21 protein-coding genes and 1 tRNA gene are annotated in these 18,909 nt (G+C 49.6%); 13 read left to right on the forward strand and 9 right to left on the reverse strand.

The features are described from left to right. Positions 1–34 precede the first annotated feature (34 nt). From EP25_RS0100985 to EP25_RS0100995, 3 genes are all read left to right on the forward strand, one after another. Positions 35–313 (forward strand): c-type cytochrome, encoded by a 279-nt coding sequence (locus EP25_RS0100985; protein WP_031432186.1) that lies wholly within the window; start codon positions 35–37, stop codon positions 311–313. A gap of 5 nt (positions 314–318) precedes the next feature. Then, entirely contained in the window at positions 319–1,611 is a 1,293-nt protein-coding gene (locus EP25_RS0100990; RefSeq protein WP_036300076.1) for an NAD(P)/FAD-dependent oxidoreductase, read from the forward strand. A 134-nt stretch (positions 1,612–1,745) separates the two neighbouring features. Then, on the forward strand, positions 1,746–2,327 hold the full coding sequence (locus EP25_RS0100995) for a hypothetical protein (RefSeq protein ID WP_031432188.1): 582 nt from the start codon (positions 1,746–1,748) through the stop codon (positions 2,325–2,327). A 551-nt stretch (positions 2,328–2,878) separates the two neighbouring features. On the opposite strand, the gene EP25_RS0101010 is transcribed toward EP25_RS0100995, so the two are convergent. After that, positions 2,879–2,954 (reverse strand) — tRNA-Thr (locus EP25_RS0101010). Between the two features lie 99 nt (positions 2,955–3,053). Between EP25_RS0101010 and EP25_RS0101015 the strand changes: the two genes are divergently transcribed. Then, entirely contained in the window at positions 3,054–3,251 is a 198-nt protein-coding gene (locus EP25_RS0101015; RefSeq protein ID WP_268745431.1) for a ParA family protein, read from the forward strand. Between the two features lie 128 nt (positions 3,252–3,379). Here EP25_RS0101015 and EP25_RS0101020 read toward each other — a convergent pair whose 3' ends face one another. Further along, the gene (locus tag EP25_RS0101020) at positions 3,380–4,114 is read right to left on the reverse strand and encodes a winged helix-turn-helix domain-containing protein (protein WP_031432190.1); all 735 of its coding nucleotides are present in this window, start codon (positions 4,112–4,114) and stop codon (positions 3,380–3,382) included. A gap of 335 nt (positions 4,115–4,449) precedes the next feature. Here EP25_RS0101020 and EP25_RS0101025 point away from each other — a divergent pair, with 335 nt between their 5' ends. The 4 genes from EP25_RS0101025 (at position 4,450) to gor (ending at position 7,504) form a co-directional block, all read left to right on the forward strand. Then, entirely contained in the window at positions 4,450–4,734 is a 285-nt protein-coding gene (locus EP25_RS0101025) for a sll1863 family stress response protein (protein ID WP_031432191.1), read from the forward strand. A gap of 72 nt (positions 4,735–4,806) precedes the next feature. After that, entirely contained in the window at positions 4,807–5,268 is a 462-nt protein-coding gene (locus EP25_RS0101030; RefSeq protein WP_036300079.1) for a sll1863 family stress response protein, read from the forward strand. 290 nt (positions 5,269–5,558) lie between these two features. Further along, positions 5,559–6,083: a peroxiredoxin gene (locus EP25_RS0101035; RefSeq protein WP_031432193.1), complete on the forward strand. Its 525-nt coding sequence runs from the start codon at positions 5,559–5,561 to the stop codon at positions 6,081–6,083. A gap of 65 nt (positions 6,084–6,148) precedes the next feature. Then, the gene (gor, locus tag EP25_RS0101040) at positions 6,149–7,504 is read left to right on the forward strand and encodes a glutathione-disulfide reductase (RefSeq protein WP_031432194.1); all 1,356 of its coding nucleotides are present in this window, start codon (positions 6,149–6,151) and stop codon (positions 7,502–7,504) included. Between the two features lie 121 nt (positions 7,505–7,625). Here the strand turns inward: gor and EP25_RS0101045 are convergent, their stop codons facing one another. Continuing rightward, complete coding sequence (locus EP25_RS0101045) at positions 7,626–8,867, reverse strand: permease (protein ID WP_031432195.1); 1,242 nt, start codon at positions 8,865–8,867, stop codon at positions 7,626–7,628. A 412-nt stretch (positions 8,868–9,279) separates the two neighbouring features. Here EP25_RS0101045 and EP25_RS0101050 point away from each other — a divergent pair, with 412 nt between their 5' ends. The 3 genes from EP25_RS0101050 to EP25_RS0101060 all read left to right on the forward strand — a co-directional run bounded on the left by EP25_RS0101050 (position 9,280) and on the right by EP25_RS0101060 (position 12,032). Next, positions 9,280–9,747, forward strand: a complete 468-nt coding sequence (locus tag EP25_RS0101050) for a hypothetical protein (RefSeq protein WP_031432196.1) — start codon at positions 9,280–9,282, stop codon at positions 9,745–9,747. A gap of 211 nt (positions 9,748–9,958) precedes the next feature. Next, positions 9,959–10,105 (forward strand): PIN domain-containing protein, encoded by a 147-nt coding sequence (locus EP25_RS23370; protein ID WP_160172677.1) that lies wholly within the window; start codon positions 9,959–9,961, stop codon positions 10,103–10,105. Positions 10,106–10,544: 439 nt separating this feature from the next. Next, the gene (locus tag EP25_RS0101060) at positions 10,545–12,032 is read left to right on the forward strand and encodes a cation:proton antiporter (protein WP_084190911.1); all 1,488 of its coding nucleotides are present in this window, start codon (positions 10,545–10,547) and stop codon (positions 12,030–12,032) included. Positions 12,033–12,180: 148 nt separating this feature from the next. Here EP25_RS0101060 and EP25_RS0101065 read toward each other — a convergent pair whose 3' ends face one another. Further along, the gene (locus tag EP25_RS0101065; protein ID WP_051906310.1) at positions 12,181–13,365 is read right to left on the reverse strand and encodes a DHA2 family efflux MFS transporter permease subunit; all 1,185 of its coding nucleotides are present in this window, start codon (positions 13,363–13,365) and stop codon (positions 12,181–12,183) included. Between the two features lie 86 nt (positions 13,366–13,451). Between EP25_RS0101065 and EP25_RS0101070 the strand changes: the two genes are divergently transcribed. Next, positions 13,452–15,089 carry an IS1182 family transposase gene (locus EP25_RS0101070; protein ID WP_051906307.1) on the forward strand — a complete coding sequence of 546 codons (1,638 nt, stop codon included), beginning with the start codon at positions 13,452–13,454 and terminating at the stop codon, positions 15,087–15,089. 1 nt (position 15,090) lies between these two features. Here the strand turns inward: EP25_RS0101070 and EP25_RS0101075 are convergent, their stop codons facing one another. From EP25_RS0101075 to EP25_RS0101090, 4 genes are read right to left on the reverse strand one after another with little or no spacing between them, the layout of a single operon-like run. After that, positions 15,091–15,453 carry an MFS transporter gene (locus EP25_RS0101075; protein WP_031432200.1) on the reverse strand — a complete coding sequence of 121 codons (363 nt, stop codon included), beginning with the start codon at positions 15,451–15,453 and terminating at the stop codon, positions 15,091–15,093. Then, positions 15,440–16,492: an HlyD family secretion protein gene (locus tag EP25_RS0101080; RefSeq protein WP_152555569.1), complete on the reverse strand. Its 1,053-nt coding sequence runs from the start codon at positions 16,490–16,492 to the stop codon at positions 15,440–15,442. Before EP25_RS0101080 ends, EP25_RS0101075 begins: the two co-directional genes overlap by 14 nt. A 2-nt stretch (positions 16,493–16,494) precedes the next feature. Next, entirely contained in the window at positions 16,495–17,079 is a 585-nt protein-coding gene (locus tag EP25_RS0101085) for a cupredoxin domain-containing protein (RefSeq protein WP_031432202.1), read from the reverse strand. 50 nt (positions 17,080–17,129) lie between these two features. Next, positions 17,130–17,495, reverse strand: a complete 366-nt coding sequence (locus EP25_RS0101090; RefSeq protein ID WP_031432203.1) for a SpoIIAA family protein — start codon at positions 17,493–17,495, stop codon at positions 17,130–17,132. Between the two features lie 279 nt (positions 17,496–17,774). Between EP25_RS0101090 and EP25_RS24110 the strand changes: the two genes are divergently transcribed. Further along, positions 17,775–18,020, forward strand: coding sequence for a YfbR-like 5'-deoxynucleotidase (locus EP25_RS24110; RefSeq protein WP_160172679.1), 246 nt, complete (start codon positions 17,775–17,777; stop codon positions 18,018–18,020). Here EP25_RS24110 and EP25_RS0101095 read toward each other — a convergent pair. Then, positions 17,918–18,778: a transglutaminase family protein gene (locus EP25_RS0101095; protein ID WP_031432204.1), complete on the reverse strand. Its 861-nt coding sequence runs from the start codon at positions 18,776–18,778 to the stop codon at positions 17,918–17,920. The genes EP25_RS24110 and EP25_RS0101095 overlap by 103 nt on opposite strands. Between the last annotated feature and the right edge of the window lie 131 nt (positions 18,779–18,909).

Consider the following 18,909-nt stretch of genomic DNA (forward strand, 5'->3'; position numbering starts at 1 on the left):
TTAGTCAATCGATAATGCACTCTCGGTAATTTCGATGAAACTGTTATTGGCATCAATTTTATTGATAGGTATTTCCTCCATGGCTTCGGCTGAGGTTGCCCCTCAATTGATTGCGTTAAGCTGCCGCAATTGCCATTCGGGTATCGGCATGGCCATTCCCAATCTGCATGCCTTGTCTGCTGAACAAATAAGGGGGAGATTATTGGATTTTAAATCCGGACGGCGAAAGTCTACCGTCATGGGTCGGCTGGCTAGAGGTTTTAGCGACCAGGAAATACAAGCCGTCGCCGAATATCTTGCAGCGGAAAGGTAATAATCATGATTTCCAGAAGAGAGTTCATCAAAACCGGCGGGGTCTTGCTCGCTTCTGGTTTGGGCGGTTGTCGCAAGGCTGGTGTCAAGCAACAGGCTAAGGCTCATGTCGTCGTTATCGGGGGCGGTTTCGGCGGGGCAACTGCCGCAAAATATATCCGCCAATTGGATGATTCGATCAAGGTGACATTGATCGAGCCGAAAAAACATTACATCACCTGTCCGGCTAGTAACTGGGTGTTGGGCGGCTTGCGCGGCATGGCTTCTTTGACGTTCAGTTATCAACAATTAGCAACGCATTACGGCATTGACGTCATACATGATCGAGTCACGGTCGTAGACGCCGAGCGCCGGAGGGTTGAAATTAGTCGAGGCGACTGTTTGCATTACGATCGCCTGATCATGGCGCCGGGTATCAATTTCCGTTGGGAGGAGATAGAAGGTTACGATGCGGACGTCTCTACCTATATTCCACATGCCTGGCAAGCAGGACCGCAAACATTGACCTTATTCAACCAGGTGAGGGCGATGCCGGCAAACGGCACAATCGTTATTTCCGCGCCAGCCAATCCGTTTCGTTGTCCGCCGGGCCCTTATGAAAGAGCCAGCATGCTGGCGTATTATTGCCAGCAGCACAAACCGCAAGCCAAAATTTTGATCGTCGATCATAAACGCGGGTTTTCCAAACAAGCTTTATTCGAACAAGGCTGGCAACTGCATTATGGCTACGGGACAAACCAGAGTCTGATCGAATGGCAGTCCATCGCCGATAATCCCGTTGTCTCCTTGGCCGCGAAACGCAAGACATTACAGACCGATTTTGGCGATCACATCAAAGCCGACGTGCTGAATATCATTCCGCCGCAAAAAGCCGGGGCGATCGCTCACCAGGCCGGCTTGACCGATGACAGCGGCTGGTGCCCGGTGGAACCAATCAGTTGCGAATCGGTTTTGCGACCCGCTATCCACGTCATCGGCGATGCGGCGATTCAGCAACCGGTTCCTAAATCGGCCTTCGCCGCCAATTCGGAAGCCAAGGTCTGCGCCCTGGCAGTGGTGAACTTGTTGAATCAACAAGAACCATTGAAACCGGCCTGGATCAATACGTGTTACAGTTTGATCACGCCTAGGCATGGCATTTCCGTTGCGATGGTCTATAAGCTGAAATCAGCCGGGGAAATTGCGCCGGTAGAAGGCGCAGGGGGAGTCTCGGAGCATACCGATCCGCAATCATTGTATTTGGAATCCCGTTATGCTTTGGACTGGTATGACAGTATTACCGGTGACAGTTTTTCCTAGCCGACTGTCTCAAATGCGGAATCTTTGAACGTTCGTTCAGAGTGACTTACTGACCCGGCCGGGGCGCTGTTGATTCCAAATAGCAATGTCGCCTTGTCGGCGGTAAATAATTCGATTCAACGTCGAGGTATACAATGCAGAATCAGCATAATCAAGACACCCGTTCAGGGTCCTTAAAACTCGACCAGGAAGCCCTTGATGCCCACCGTCTTCTGGTCATGTGGCTTTTTATCTCGACTTTGATCATCGGGGTCGGTTTTCTCGCCTTGGTGCTTTACTTTGATAAGACCGGGCGTGGAGGTGTCACCATATTGGTGGCCGTTATTGTTGCCGGCGCAGGCGGAGGCTTCGTGAGCAGTCTTCGGCGGCTATACAGTTTTCAGGATATCTTTCCGAGACGCCAATATGTCCAGTTATTTCAACGCATGAATTTTTATGTCGCGGCTTATTCCTTGGTGCCTGCCTTGGTAGGTATGATTGGCGCGGTTATCCTTTATCCGGTATTCGCGGCCGGTCTGTTGAAAGGAGATTTATTTCCCGAGTTTCATTGCGCTTTGAATCAGTCCTGTGCGGATTTTCATGGCTTTGTCAGCAACTGGGCGCCCAATGGCCCGACGGCAAATGCCAAGGCGATAGTCTGGGGATTCATTGCCGGTTTCTCCGAAAGGTTCGTGCCGGATATCCTCAACCGATTAAGCAGTGAAAAAGAAAAATGAATAATCTATTCGGCCGATGATTTCGTGCAATTGAAAGTAATAGTCCGAATGTTCTTTATCGATGGTGGTCCAGTTTTCGACCATTGGGACGTTGTTCCATGTGGACGTTGTCATGGTAGAAATTGGTAATTGAACGTATTGATCTGGTTTTCAGATGATACTTTCTGTAGTTGTCGAGAGGTATTGCAAAGGGGGAGCCTGTGCTTCCGCAATTCAATCCAACTTTAGATTTGTTGGGTAGTGGATGACTATACGGTTTATAAAAAGATATGCACAAAACCTGTGTATAACTCTGTGAGTAAGTCGTTATTAAGACATTCAAATGCGTGATTTTTCTGTAATTGTGTCAAATTGATTACAATTTATACAGAATGGGTGTTTCAACTGAAAATCAATGACTTACGGTTGTTTGTCGGAGCGATGTTGCTAGCAGGCAGTCCTTAAAGTACAACAAATTCCGAATCGCACCGTCATTGTGCATAGTCATTGACTAAAAAACGCAAGGCAATAAAAAAGGCCCGTAACGAAACCGCTACAGGCCTTTAGATATATGGAGCTGGTGATGGGACTCGAACCCGCGACCGGCTGATTACAAATCAGCTGCTCTACCAACTGAGCTACACCAGCGAATAGACCGGTAATTCTACAAGGAATTCAGTAAAAATTCTAGTAATTTATAGTGACGTTGTTCCCCGAAAAAGGCATGAATTATCCTTTCTTGGTGGCATTCTAATGGATTTCGGCTATCGCGTACTGCTTGTCGATGCCGACCCGCAACCTACATTATCCTCGTATTACAATCTCGAACAACGAGCCGAGCACGGTTTACAGAACTTTTTAATCGAGTCTGCAGCCCTGAGTTCGATCAGTCAAACAACTATCGAGAATCTGGATATCGTGTTATCCGCCGATCCGAATGGATAACTACGCGACTGGATACGGGACGCACCTGACGGGCGGGTCCGCTTACGTTTCATACGGTTGAATAGGCGTCGACAAGTGTGGATTGCTTATTTTTCTAAGATATCTTCCTACTTTCAGCGATCTCCAATTCATTCAATGACGGTTATGTCGGCATCCAACATATAACCGACACCACGAATGGTTTTGATGTAGGGTCGATCGCGATTGTCATCGCCGATTTTTTTGCGAATCCGTGAAATTTGCACATCCACCGCACGATCGAACCCTTCATAACCCCGATCGCGCGTCAGGTCGAACAGATGATCGCGGCTGAGCGCCTTCCCCGGGGACATGACGAAGGCTTTAAGCATTTCAATTTCCCCCGGAGTCAGATCGATCGGTTGTCTCTCTTCATTCAGCAATTCATGACGCTCCAAATCCAGATACCAATGCCCGAAATGCAGGATGGAAGCCTTTTTTGGGGCGGACTCCTTTTGCGCCTGTTTCTCGACCGCTCTGACCAAACGTAAATTCGCCTTGATCCGGGCCAACAACTCGCGCATTTCGAAGGGCTTTTCTATATAATCATCGGCCCCCATTTCCAGCCCTACAACCTTGTCCATGAGATCCTTCTTTTCGCTGATAACGAGGATCGGAGACGCCGTACGGGACCTGATTTGATTGATTAGCGCAACCCCGTCTTCATCCTGGAAAACCACATCGAGAAGAATCAGATCGGGACAAACCCTTTCAAATTCGGAAAGGACCTTCTGCCCATAACGTACGAGAATAATGGCATATCCTTCCGCCTGCAGATAATCAATCACCGCTGCCTGGGTTTTTTCATCATCATCGACGAGCAAAATGGTGGCTTTGCTGTTCATTTGGGTTCGAGCAACTGTAATCGTTGCACGGACATTAGCATAATTATTACACAATGGTAACAAAATTCTTACCCGGCACTTACATAGCCGCAATATTGAACTAACAGAGCGCGTGTAAACTGAGACCTACACTTCGACAATGCCAATAGGAGGAAACTTATGTATCAAACTGAAAACCTTGATTAAAGCAATGGACGGTTCGCAAACATTTGCGAGCTGTTTAATCGACAACCGTATATGAGAACGAAACCCCAACGGCTCATGAGTCTTGTATCGTTCTCAAGTCGTCAGTCCTTTTAGCTGATCCATATATAATCTAGAACAGGAGAATCACAATGAGTAATCGTGATCAATACGTAGCCAAGATCAAAGCCCAGCTCGATCAATGGAACGCCGACATCGATAGACTGGAAGCCAAAGCGAAGGAAGCCGAAGCCGATGTGCGTATCGAACATCAGAAAGAAATCGAGGTGATTAAAGCCCAACGCGACCAACTCGTCAGCAAACTCGGAGAAGTAGAAAATGCCAGTGAAGAAGCTTGGGAAGATATAAAAACGGGCGCCGAATCGGCCTGGAATTCGCTCGACAATGCATTGAAATCTGCTGCGGATAAATTCTAGCTGCCTCCGGCATGCCGGCACTGAATATCAATTTTACTGACGTTTGAACATGAGCAGAATCGAGGGAACAACATGAAAAAACATTATTTCACCGCCATTTTTTTGGCCTCCTTGATGAATTTCATTCAAGTCGGTCATGCAAAATCGAGCAACGATGAAACCACTATTAAAGATGTTAATCAGCAAACCAAAGAGTTGTTGAGCACATTGAAACAATATGGCAACGACAAGCGAGAGGAAGCGATCAAAAAAACGACCGCAGCAATGATTCAGCTCGACCATCGGATGGATCGACTCGAAACCCGTATCGACAATAAATGGGATGAAATGGATGAAACCGCGCGAAAAAAAGCACGTTCCACTATGCGGGCATTGCGTCAACAACGTATTGAATTGGCGGAAAGTTTCGGTAGTTTGAAAAATAGCTCGGCGAGCGCCTGGGATCATATGAAAGAAGGCTTTTCCAAGGCCTACCAGAAACTCAATGACGCCTGGAGCAAAGCTAAAACGGAATTCGATTCCGGTGAAAAATAAGCCGCATTAATTAACAAGTTTCAAATCGGGTGGCCATCGGCTGGAACGTCGGACAGAAGCTCCAGCCGATAGCAATATTACCGAGCCTTTGTATTGATATTTCTTAATGTAATTGATGTGTCAGTTTCCTAACTGCCGTTAAAAATGGTGCTTGGCTCTCATGCCGGGTCCGATCGCATTCTTTCAATCAATATTCACCTGTATCACTTTTTATATCAGGTCTTCAGCTTCACGCCACGCGGCGAAATGCCGGCCGTGGGCTATGATGGCCTTTTGACTGGAGAGTCACTATGACTAATACCGTACCAAATGTCGTATTCAAGAGCCGGGTCCGCGATGAGAGCATCGGCGGCGACAATCCGTTTCGTTGGCAGGATGTTGACAGCAACGATATTTTCAAAGGCAAAACTATCGTCATGTTCGGCTTGCCCGGTGCCTTTACTCCAACATGTTCCAACGCGCATTTACCGGGTTACGAAGCCAAATACGCTGAATTAATAGAGCGAGACATCGATGAGATATATTGCCTGAGCGTCAATGACGCCTTCACGATGTTTCAATGGGGCAAACATCTCGGTATCGAACGGGTCAAACTGTTACCGGATGGCAACGGCGACTTTACTCGTGGTATGGGTATGCTGGTCAAAAAAGAGAACTTCGGTTTTGGCTACCGCTCCTGGCGCTATGCGATGCTGGTCGAAGACGGCGAGATCGTCAAGCTATTCAGCGAGCCGGGCAAGGCCGACAACCACCCCGAAGATCCCTTCGAAGTGAGTGACGCCGTCACCATGCTTGAATACTTGAAGCAACGTTAATTCCTGTGTGACCGGAGCCTGTGTGACAACCCGGCCCATTTTATTAAAAAATAAAGAGAAGCCCAATGCCTGGCTATGATTATCAATTATTCGTCATTGGCGCCGGTTCCGGCGGCGTGCGCGCCGCGCGCATGGCCGGCGAGCGAGGGGTCCGCGTGGCGATTGCCGAAAATCGATATTTGGGCGGTACTTGCGTCAATGTCGGTTGCGTGCCTAAAAAATTGTTCGTCTATGCCTCGAGTTTCCGCGATGATTTTACCGCTGCCCGAGGCTATGGTTGGTCGATTGCCGATCCGCAATTCGATTGGCAGCGATTTATAGCGCATAAAAACCGTGAAATCAATCGCCTGCAAGATGTTTACCGGGATTTGCTGAAAAATTCCGGAGTCCAATTAATTTCCGGCCGGGCCCGTTTGATAGATGCGCATTCCGTCCAAGTCGGCGAGCGAACGTACAATTGCGAACGCATTTTGATCGCGACTGGCGGCTGGCCCTGGATCCCCGACATTCCGGGAAAAGAATGGATCGTCACTTCCAATGAGATGTTTTCGTTAGCCCGGTTACCGAAGCGCCTATTAATTGTCGGCGGGGGATATATCGCTTTGGAGTTTGCCGGTATCATGCAGGGTCTCGGGGTCAAAACTACTTTGGCTTATCGCGGGGAGTTACTGTTACGTGGATTCGATCACGACGTCAGGACGTTTGTGGTTCAGGAAATGCGCAAAAAAGGCATTGATATACGTTTCAACACCCAAATCATCGGAATTGAAAAAACCGATCACGGTTTGCTTGCACATACCGGACAAGACCAGTCCATCGCCGCCGATCTGGTATTGTATGCAACGGGCAGGCGACCTAACACGGCGGATTTGGGACTGGATACGCTGGGTGTGGCGCTGGATGACAAAGGAGCCGTCAAAATAGACGATCGATATCAAACCAACATTCCTTCTGTCTACGCCCTCGGTGACGTCACCGACCGTTTCAATTTAACACCGGTTGCCACAGCCGAAGCCATGGCGCTGGTCAGCCTCTTATACTCCGGCCAGTCCGCGCCGGTTGATTACGACAATATTCCTACCGTTGTATTCAGTCAACCGAATATCGGAACCGTGGGGTTGACCGAAAACGAGGCAAAAGATCGCTATCCGAATATCGATATTTATAAATCCGAATTTACGTCAATGAAACACTCTTTATCGGGACTCGACGAAAAGACGCTGATGAAAATGGTCGTTGAGCGTTGCAGCGGTAAAGTGTTGGGGATACATATGGTGGGCGCCGATGCCGGCGAGATCATTCAAGGTATGGCGATCGCGATCCGGGCGGGAGCGACAAAGGCGGTGTTCGACTCAACTATCGGCATTCATCCGACGACTGCCGAGGAATTCGTGTCAATGCGCAATCCTTCAACGGATTGAATCATTTTTTCGGTAATGCATGGTTGCGCGCCTCAAATCGGTCTCAGTCGGCGATGGGTTTTGTCAGGCCGATAAAAAAGGCATTGTTATTGTCGGGCTCCGATCCAGTAAATGCGTTGAATTAGCTTGAACCGACAGAAAAAACCTTAATGACCACGCCACCTATTAACCACAGGATCGCAATGACCGTAATCCCCTTCAGAACCCTGTCGCCCGTTGAAGTTTCATTGCCGTCATGGTCGTGGGAATGTTGCTTCTCGGCACGTCCTTGCCGCCACAGCAAACCGAGAATCCCGCTCATGGCGAGAAAGATTAAATTCAGGACAAACCCGTAATTCAACTTGAACAACGCACGCTCATTAATTGTTTCGGCGCTTCGCGTATCCGGCAAAAGATCGAAAGCGGCGAAGCCATAGTGCAGCACCAGCGAGGCAGCAACCAGACAGGTCAGCAGCAGGGCCATGAGGTACCATGCCATCCTCCAGCCGTAATAGCGTGCATTGATGCGTAGTATCGGAAATACAACCAGGTCCGAAAAGATGAAAGCCATCACCCCGGCCAAACTGACGCCGTGATCGAATAAAATAGCCGCCAATGGAATGTTGCCCATCGATCCTATAAAGGTACAAAATGCAGCGATAGGACCAATTAATGTCTGAGCAAACACCTCGATAAAACCGGGATCTTGAGCATACCTACCGCCAGAACCGATAAATAATGTTTGAAAAAATGCATTCGGCACGAATGCCGAAATAATGCCAGCGACGGTGAAACCGATCAATACATCCTTCCAAACCATTCGCCATTCCATAACGTACTTCATACCGATTTGTTGCCAGCCCTTACGTGAAGCAAGCTTCTCCGTCCAGCTGGAAGAAGCGACGGTTCCGTGATCGAGGTTAGCGCCCAAATGTTCACGAGCGGCTTTAACCATCTTGATCGGTCTGGTCAGCACCACGAACAACCAAGCGAACCCGATAAGCAGAAGACCGCCGACATATTCCCCCACTACAAATTGCCAACCGAGAAAAATCGCAATGACGATGCCTAGTTCTATTACTAGGTTGGTCGAAGCCAACATGAAAGCCAAAGAAGGAACCAGCCCGGCCCCTCTTTGGAAAAGGGCGCGGGTCGTCGATAAGGCGGCAAAACTGCAGGAGCTGGAAATGAAACCAAAAAAAGTACCAATGACTACACTCTTTATCCCGGTTTCTCCCATTGTTTCCTGCATACGCTCGTGAGTGACCACTACCTGAATCAAGCTTGAGATAAGATAACCAAGCGCAAACGCCCAGAGAGCCATCCAAAACAAACCGATACTGGTCAAAGATGATTCCGCCCAGGATTGTAAAAATTGGTTCATCCTCAGTCTCCATTAAATTTGTCAAATCGCTTGAAAAGAACGGAGTTATTCGATTAGATAGTTGAAGTCTCGAACTGATATTGCTGCCATATATTTTTAACCACAGGTTGTCCGAATACTTGCTGTTTTCTGACAGCTGGCAAGCTGCGATAAATTGATAATTCCAAAGTAATTTAAGCGCCAGCTAAACCATTCAGTGGTAAATATCCACAGTCATTCGGGCATGGAATGCCGGAATCTAGTGCTCTTGGATGAGCATTTTTTCAAAAGGACTTATTTCTAAGCGCTTATATGGATTTTATTTCGATCAATTTTACTGTTCCGTCTTTTAATGACAATTTAATATTGTTTTTTTGTCAAGCAACGGAATAAGCAATTAGCCACTCTGCAAAGCAACTCATTGGTAGCCATTATGAAATTTTTCGAATCATTCGCCTCATTGATGTATTTGATTGCCGCCGTCAGCTTAATCGTTTTATCCTTTTCCATCATGGCCTGGTCCATTTACGACACTATCATGGCATTGAAGAAATTCTCCCTGTTGATCACGCAAATGCTGGAATCTGTGGGAGCCATTATCATTTCAATCGCCGTGCTGGATGTCGCCAAATATCTGATCGAGGAAGAGGTCACCCGCAATAAAGAACTCCGTTCGCCGTCGGAAGCCCGAAAAACCATTACTAAGATATTCGTCATCATCTCCATCGCTGCCGGCATGGAAGGCTTGGTTTACATCTTTAAGGCGGGAAACGAGAATATCGCCCTATTGATTTACCCGGCTCTGTTAATTTTTTTCTCCTCTCTGTCTATCGTATGCCTTGGAATTTATCAGAAACTCAGTGTGACCGTAGAAGAAACTATTCAATGTAGCAATGAATAGTCTCTATTTTGCCGTCTTTCTGGATTTATCAAAGCCGGGCAAATCTACAAAAAAGCGTTAATTAACATCTAATTAACCTACTAAATATTCAATCATAATTTTAGACAACAAATAAAAACGGTATTCAGGATAAAAATATCGGATAAGTAAAATTGCAGGGCTGTTGCCGTTTTTAGTGACTTGTGTAAAACGGGATGCCCAGAGGGGTATTATGAAATCGAAGGATAATATACCCGCCTACGCCGATGGCGAAATTTCCGCCATTGCAGCGGTCAATCAGCTGACCTTAGTGACGCGTAATATTCAAGACTTTTTAGACTTCCAAGGGCTGGAACTAGCGAACTGGTTTGAAGCATAACACCCAGATAACAAAGCAGTAAGGCAATGGGTAACTATTCAGCTTGATATTAAAAAAATAAATCTTTTACTATCAGTTGCTTGCGAAAACATGAGTATACGAAAAGCAGATTTTTGTCCTCTGTAATTTATTAGGATTTTTACTGAATTCCTTGTAAAATTACCCGCCTATTCGTTGGTGTAACTCGGTTGGTAGAGCTGCTGATTGCGGCTCAGAAGAGCATTGCGGTGTTTGTATTGTCCCAGACCATTCGTGCACAAGGTTCAATGCGTCAGTCTTGTTGTCAGGTTTGACTGCAACAGGTAGGTACAATCGCACCGCCAACGTCCTACCAGGGACCTGAATGGAATGGGTGGAAACGGCCTGCCGTTATCAACGGAAACAGTAAAACGGATTACAAATCCGCAGCACAACAAACTTGTTAACAGAGGAGGAGGCTATGTCAGCTATCCGTACATGCACGGGATCCTTGTTACTCAGGGTGATGTTTGGCCTGGTATTAGTGCTTCACGTGCCGGCCGTTATCGCCGCCGAAGCCATCCATATCACAACAATTGACCCTTTCGCGTTCATATCCCTTGAGCTGGCAGTGATCGTGATTGCGGCCCTCGTTGCTCATCTCCTGGCAAAACGCTTCGCCCTGCCGTCGGTATTGGGGGAGCTTGTTGTCGGGATCGCTCTTGGCAATCTTCTCTATTGGTTCGACTGGTCGCCTTTGTTCTTTCTGATCATGCATCTTGGCGATGCCGGCGACCTATTCCGGGAGGTCTGGTCTTCAGGGGCGTCCATCGAGGAAGCGGCTGCGCGGGTGTTTTCGCCGGACCAACTGGCCGCCCAGGAGGTCGGCGGCAAACTGGTTGCCGTGCTGACCGGCCCTAAAGCACCGGAATTCGTGCTGATGGGTGTCGCTTTATGGGTATTTTCCAATCTTGGCGTCATATTGCTGTTATTCAAACTGGGTCTCCAATCCAGTATCGAAGAAATGCTGCAGGTCGGGCCGCAATCGCTAGCCATAGCGATAACGGGTTTCATCGGGTCCTTTTTGTTGGGTCTGGTTGCCAGCGTCCTGTTGCTGGATGATTCGCCTTGGAGCGCCCATGTCTTGCTGGCCAGCACATTGACAGCCTCTAGCCTTCGCATCAGTGCCGGAGTACTCGAAGAAATGGACCCGCGCCGGGCGCCGGAGGCGAAACTCGTGCTGAGCTCCTCCCTGATCGATAGTGTGCTGGCGTTGATCATTGTCGCCGTGGCGGTGACCTCGGCCGTGACCGGCAAGACGCAAATCCATGAAGTCACCGGGATTATCCTTTCCTCAACCATCTTCTTTGCCGCCGTTGCGTATTTGGCTCGACGCTTGGCCGACCGGCCCATGCCGCCGCTCTACCAAACCAATCAATATCATGCCAAGTTGCTGGTACCGCTTGCTGCCGCTTTTTTCATGAGCTGGCTGGCCAACATGATCCAACTTTCCGTCATCGTTGGCGCATTTGCGGCCGGGCTGATCCTGAGCGGTCAATCCGTAGAGGAGCAGAGCGAAGGCAATCTCAGCATCGCATCGTTGATTACGCCGCTCGAAGCCATTTTCGCCCCCATCTTCTTCGTTCTCGTGGGGATGCAGGTGAATTTGTTGCACTTTCTCTCCCCTAAGGTAATCGGGGCGGCCCTGGTCCTGATCATCGTTGCCGTGGCCGGCAAGGTGATGGCTGGCTATGCGGCGGAGCGCAACATGGATCGCCTGTTACTGGGATTGGCCCTGGTGCCTCGCGGCGAAGTGGCACTAATCATCGCCAGCGTCACCAAAAGTCTGGGGCTTATACCCGATACCCTGTATTCGTCCATTGTCATGACGGTGATTGCGACTATTTTATTAACGCCCTTTGCCTTGAAACGATCGCTGGCTCAGGCGCATAAGGCGAACGATCTATAAATAGTGCAAGCGGCCGAATCTATCCGAGCAAATACTTCCTATCCGGCCAGGAAGCATCAATAGACGTGTTCAAGCGCATGCCACCATCGATCCTGAACATTTCTTCAGATCAAGCCCGCTCCAACTTATTGGCATGTTCGACAGGAATTTAACTTGATTCGGACTCGTCCCGAAGATGTACGGGGCGCATCACAAACAGCAAAGGAACCATGATCACAAAACTCCATGTTATTAGTGTGAAGCAATCCAGAAAGGCCACCATTTGGGCTTGCTGCGCCAATTCGCGACTTAGCACGGCAGCGGCGGCGGGATCCTCCAGCCTCAACTGGAGATGGCCGAGGTAGTCGTAGAGGGCTGGGTTTGACCGGTTGATATGGCCGCCGATCTGATTCCAGGCGATTTGGCTATGGCGGGTGAATACAGTTGAGACGATGGATATGCCGATGGAGGAGCCCACCGTGCGCAATAGACTGTATAGGCCCGCGGCTTCCGCTGAATAGCGAGGCGGTAGAGTGGAGAAGGCTACGGTGGATAAGGGGACGAAAATCAAACCCAATCCGAGACCTTGTAAGACGATGGGGCCGATCACCCAAGAAGAACTGATACTGAGGTTATAGTAAGTAGTGATATAAGTGCCGGAAGCGGATAGGAGAATGCCGAACAGAATGATCAAGCGCGCATCCAAATGTTTGAGTAGGCGTCCCACCAAGAGCATACTGAACATGCTGGCGATACCCCGCGGAGCCATCACCAGGCCGGCGGACAACACCGGGTAACGCAGCAGCGACTCCAGCATCAATGGTTGTAGAAATAACATGCCGAACAGTCCCAAACCGAATGCTGCAATCAGGATCAAAGCGGTGACGAAGTTGCGGTCGGTAAAGAGCTTTGGACTGAACAACTCGCGACTTTGGCTTCGCAAACAATGGTTGATAAAAGCAATCAGGCTGGCCGATGCAGTGAAGGACATCAACTTGATGAAATCCGAGCTGAACCAGTCGTCTTCGTTGCCGCGATCCAAAACCACCTGGAGGCAGCCGATGAACAGGGCGATAAACAGAAAACCGGTCCAATCCATCAGCCGCTCCCTCCTTTCCGTGTCCGGCACCTGCAAACTGGTCAGTAAGAATGAGAAAATCCCTACCGGCACGTTGATATAAAAGGTCCAGCGCCAGCTCCAATGCTCAGTCAGATAACCGCCTAAAGTGGGACCTAAAATGGGGCCAACCATGACGCCCACCCCCCAAATGGCCATGGCTCTCCCTCGCTCCTCGATGGGATAGGTCTGAACCATGATGGATTGAGATAAAGGCACCAAAGCGGCGCCGAACACTCCTTGCAACAGAGGCTGTCGTAAAAGCCCCCCAACCAGCTACATACGGTAAAATAACCCTATCCAAACCTATTAGAAATAGATCAATGGCAGCCGAAGTAAACATTAGACCCGTCAGGACATTGTATAGCGCCAAGCAATATTCGCTATTCGATGAATGCGAGGTTGAACCGTTACCTGAGTTGATCGCTCAATCGATCTCGAGCGAACCGATGGCCCATTTTGAAGCGCCCGACCCGCGCGGCTTATCGATCAACGGTAAACCGCTCGGCGAACATCTGGAGCACGCCGGCTTAACCATCCCGTTGAAATTGCGCCCCTTCCTGCAATCGCTATCCTTCGCCGAGTTCGAAGCCCGTTATCGGCCCGGCGGGCGTCCGCCGTATGCGCCACGTGCGATGGTGGGGATTATTCTCTACGGCCTGTTACAAGGCATCAGCAGCCTGCGCGACTTGGAGCGTTTAGCTCGAGCCGATGTGGGGTGTTGGTGGCTAAGTGGCGGTATCATGCCGGATCACTCAGTCATTGGCCGTTTCGTCCATCAGCATGCCGAATCATTGACGACCGAATTTTTCGATCAACTGGCGCGTCGTACTTTGAAAGTCACAGGCTCAGGCACGACGACGTTGGCGGGCGACGGTACCGTGATCGAAGCCATGTCCTCCCGGTTTCGATTGATGAAGGAAGAAGCGCTCAACCAAGCCTTGGCGCAAGCGAAGGAAGCCGCGCAAGCCAACCCAAACGATGCGGCTGCGACTAAGCGTTTGAACGGTCTGGAACAAGCCCAAGCCGAGCTAAAGTCTCGCCAGCAAAAACAAGCCGCCAAAGGCAAAGATCCGGCCAAGACCCAAGTACAAAGCAACGAGCCGGAGGCGGTATTACAGCCGCAAAAGAACTCCAAAGACTTTCGCAGCAGTTATAAACCGTCGGTATTGGCGAACGACAATCGAGTGATCGTGGCTTGCGACGTTCATCCTTCCAGCGAAACCGAGGTGGTGCCGGGCTTACTGGATCGCGCCCAAGCCATGGGAGGCGTCGAAACAGCTCTGTTCGATGCTGGCTATTTCAGCAATGGCGTCTTGGATACTGCTGAGCAACACAACATCGAATTGCTTTGTCCGGAAGGCCAAAGTGAAGGAGACGATTGGAACAAACAATCCAACAAACAAATCCCCAAAAGCCGCTTTATTTATCAGGCCGACGACGACACCTATCGCTGTCCGGGGCAACAACGCTTGACTCGCCGTCACACCTGCAAAGGCGGTAAAAGTGGCCGCGCTTATACCGTCTACGCCTGCGATGCCTGTTCAGACTGCCCGCTGAAATCCCAATGCACGCGTAGCGAGAGTGGTCGCACCCTCAAACGCTATGACAGCGATACACAAAAAGAAGCCCTGCGCCTGAAAATGGACCAGCCCGAACCTCGGCAACGCTATCGACAGCGGCAGGCCATGGTGGAGCCCGTCTTCAGTCAGCTACGCGGTCGCCAAGGTTTGAATCGCTTTCGCCGTAAAGGTTTGGCGGGTGTCAAAGTAGAGTTCGCCTTGCACGCCATGGCTTACAATCTGAGCCGCGCCTTAGTGGCAGCTCTTTTTCGTGCTTTATATCATTGGCTTAGCCGGTTTATGAGCTCGTTTGACCGAATGGTCGACATTTGGCTGAGTTACACTACTGACTTGCCAACTTCGCCGACCGTGGAAAATACGGCCGGTTTCCAGTGGTAAATCAAAGAAATTGGGGTTTTACGACGCCCTCCAACAAGCGGAAAGAGACGATTTCGGTCAGGTTGGTGGAAAGGCCGCAAAAGGCGGATGAAGCCACAAATCCCGCGATGCTGAATAACAAATAGCGCTTTTGGCCGAAATGGTCCGTGAAATAGCCGCTCAAGGGCATGAAAATGCCGGATGAAACCAAGTAGCTGGTGAGAACCCAGGATATTTGATCGGGATTGGTGCTGAGGCTGCCTTGCATATGGGGTAGCGCCACATTGACGATGGTGGTGTCCAGCACCTGCATCACGGTGGCCGACATCACCGCCACGGTGATCAACAGCCTCTGGAAACCATCGCCGGATTTATTTTCCGCCATTGCCTGGCGTCTCCTTGGAGGAAGGAATGGTCGCAAATTCGTAATGGCCCTGCTTAAAATTCCGGGTGTCGACGGTCACCTGTGCGCTGGTTCCCACCCGCAAGGGATAGCGGGGATCTGGCTTCAGTACCCGGACGCGTACCGGCACCCGTTGGGTCACCTTGACCCAGTTGCCAGTGGCATTTTCTGGGGGTAGCAGCGAGAATGCGGCTCCGGTCGCGGGGTCTATGCTTTGGACCACTGCTTTTAAAATGAGCCCCGGATACATGTCCACTTTGATGTCGGCCGGTTGACCGGGTTGGATCCGTTTCAAATCGGTTTCTTTATAATTGGCATCCACCCAGAACGTCTCAGTGCAGACCAGTACGAAGTTGGAAATGCCAGCTTGGGCCGCATCCCCTGGACGAAGAGTCAGCCTCGTAATGATTCCTTCGCAGGGGGCAATGATACGAGCGTGCTCCAAATTCCAGCGAGCATGGTCCAGGGAAGCCCTGGCTGCCAGAATGCGGGGGTTGTTCTGGCCCGGTGTGCCCAACGTCTTGATGGCTTCTTTTTGCTGCGCCTCGGCTAGGTGGAGCTCTGCTTGGGCGCTGCGTAAGTCGGCTTCGGCATCGTCCGCCTGCTCCTGGCTGGTAAAGCGATTCTTTAAGAGCTGCCGTTGCCGCTCGGCCTTAAGCCGCGCGTTGGTAAATTGAACCTGGGCATTCTTGACCTCGGCTTGGGCTGCCGTGACCGCGCTTTCATCCCGCTCCACTTGTTGAATCATCTCAGTCAGGCTGGCCTCCGCTTCGTTTACCGCCCATTGAAATGGTCTAGGGTCAAGCTCGACTAGAAGCTGACTCTTCCGGACTGTTTGTTGATTGCGGATGTGGACTTTCACGACTTCGCCCGATACCTGGGGAGCGACATGGACCACATGGGCGCCTACATAGGCGTCTTCGGTACTCGGATAGAGTGTAGAGTGGCGCCAATACCGGTAAATTCCCAGTGCGATGCCCAACACGGCCATGCCCATCAGTAGCCATTTAGCGACGCGCACAATCAAGTGGGCTCCCGAATTTCATTATAGGTGTTAGCCGGCGACTCGTCTTCTTCGCATACTCCTTCACGCAGGCGAATAAGCCGTCCCGAAAAATTGCCGTTGTAAACCGGGAAGCTGATGGTGCGTTTGCAAGAGACATCGACGATACCGATGCGGAGAGTAACCTTAGCGGGGCTGGTCGCTAGAGCCATTCGAGCATCCTGAAACGCTGGCTTTAGGGAGTTGCTTGAGCATCTTGGCAGAGCACTTGACAGCGTGCGTGGAAAATCGCGGCGTGACTGCAGACCGATCTTGGACGGATCTTTCATTTCCTTTTCTCCTCGGAGAATCATCAGGAATTCTAACGCTAGATTGTTGAGAATTTCAACACATTGACGCCGCAACTTCTCCCCCTCGTACCTTGAAAAAAATCCGAAATATTCGACAGACAAAAGGTATTTTTTTTCAGGGCTAACTACGACCGTGTAGAGGTTCTTTAAGGTAACGTAGCAAAAAGTATCGCGGCGGAGCGGCCGATGAGACCCAGCAAACCGCAAGTGCGTGGATTCGAATACCGGCGGCACATCGAGCGCCGCGATTGTCATAAAGTAAAATCAGCAGTCCGCATCCACCCTGTGGTCGCTATCGTACGAGATTAAAAGCCTTCTTGTAACCAAGCCCAAGCGGCCTTCTCGTCAGACATATCGAAGTACTTTACGGTTGCCCGAGTAAATGGTTTGCAGAAACGGGCCATCCATTCCTCCCATTGTTTGTCACCGACCAGCGCGATGCGGTCAAAATCGGAATAATGTCGGACGCCAAACTTTAAATCGTCCCAGGCGGCATTCAGATCCCATCCGTGAAAATCTTCGAATTTCGCCAGGAGAGACACTTTGCCTTCGGCCTCCGTGAGAGCCTTTTCAACAACTGGAATGAAGGTTTGGTAGTCGTCATCGTGCAGTTTACCGGTCAACTTGAAACCTAGGATTTTGGGAGAATCGTTCGGGATTGGCTCGATCATGGTACTTGTCCCATCAGTTTTAGAGTGACTCATGAAAAATATAACTTGAACCAAAAAGTGCAGCGACTTAAAAACGAAACCTTTTAAGGGACAAGTTGATATTGTGGTTTGGTATGTTAGTTGCCCAGCGAGTGAAAACGTTCCATCTCTGTCACATACGAAGAAAATTTTACGAATTTATTATCACAAAACATATGTCTTTTGCGCGCAATTGCAAGGCCTCTCTATTTTTTTCAGATCTTTTTCTATCGGAATATTTATTTAATTTGGCGGGGCTTAATGACTATCAACAGTAGCTTTTATGGATATATATCTCATTTGAAATGGATTAAACGTTGGGAGCTAATGCGTAACGCTCATGAAGAAAACGTAATAGAACATAGTTGGGATGTCTCGGTATTAGCAAACGCTCTGGCGCCAGATTACAGTATTTTGACATCGACATTAACGCTCATAACGGGGGGCGGCTTGGAAGGGCCGATAAACGTGCCCGATACCGGCGGAATGGCTTCGGGATGGCGGTGATGAGCCACTGCAATATGATCGCCTCCTACCAATAATCCGCTGGTGGAGTCAAATCCCCGCCAGCCTGATCCCGGCAAATACACTTCCGACCAGGCGTGGGTAGATGAATGCTGATCCGCATTTGTAAAGGGCTGCAATAAATAGCCGCTGACGAAGCGGCTGGCGAAGCCGAATACTCGGCAGGCTTCGATAAACAAAGTGGCAAGGTCACGGCAGGAGCCGGATCCTAATTCGATGGTTTGCTGGGGCGATTGCACGCCAGGCTCCTCGCGCATTTGGTATTTAAAATTCACGGCAATGGCTTTATTTAATGAATCGAGCAAAATTGGGATTTTTATTAATGCGCCAGGTTGGCAAACGTCTTCCAGCCACTTTTGCAAAATTGGATAATCTCTGGGGAAAGCGGCCAGTTGGTAAGGGATCAGATCGATTTGTTCCCGAGGGTTATAATGAAACGGATAAAGCAGTGCCGATTCATCCACAGCAAATTCCAGCGGTTGTTGTTCATAATGTTGCACCACTACGCCACTTGTGATCTCTAAAGTCCGGCTTGCTTCCAGAAAATCGACAAGGGCAATCGAATTGCTGTAAATATCCCGCTCCCAGCGAATTTTGTAATTAGGGGAAATACGCAATTTCGAAGATTCGATCCGAATGTCGTGGCCTTCACGGGGCCTGACGTGCAGTTTATGGGTAAGAAAACGAACCGGCTCGGTATATTGGTAAAGAGTGGAATGAGTGATTTGTAAGCGCCGCATAACAAACTCAAGTCAATTGCTGAAGAATTACCATTACCCGCCATGTCAGACAAAAACCGGATTCATAAATTTCATCGTCTTTAGAATAACGAAGATATGTTTATTTGCTAGGCTTGCCGGTAAAAAAAGTA

The sequence above is a fragment of the Methylomarinum vadi genome (assembly GCF_000733935.1).
GTDB classification, from domain to species: Bacteria; Pseudomonadota; Gammaproteobacteria; order Methylococcales; family Methylomonadaceae; genus Methylomarinum; species Methylomarinum vadi.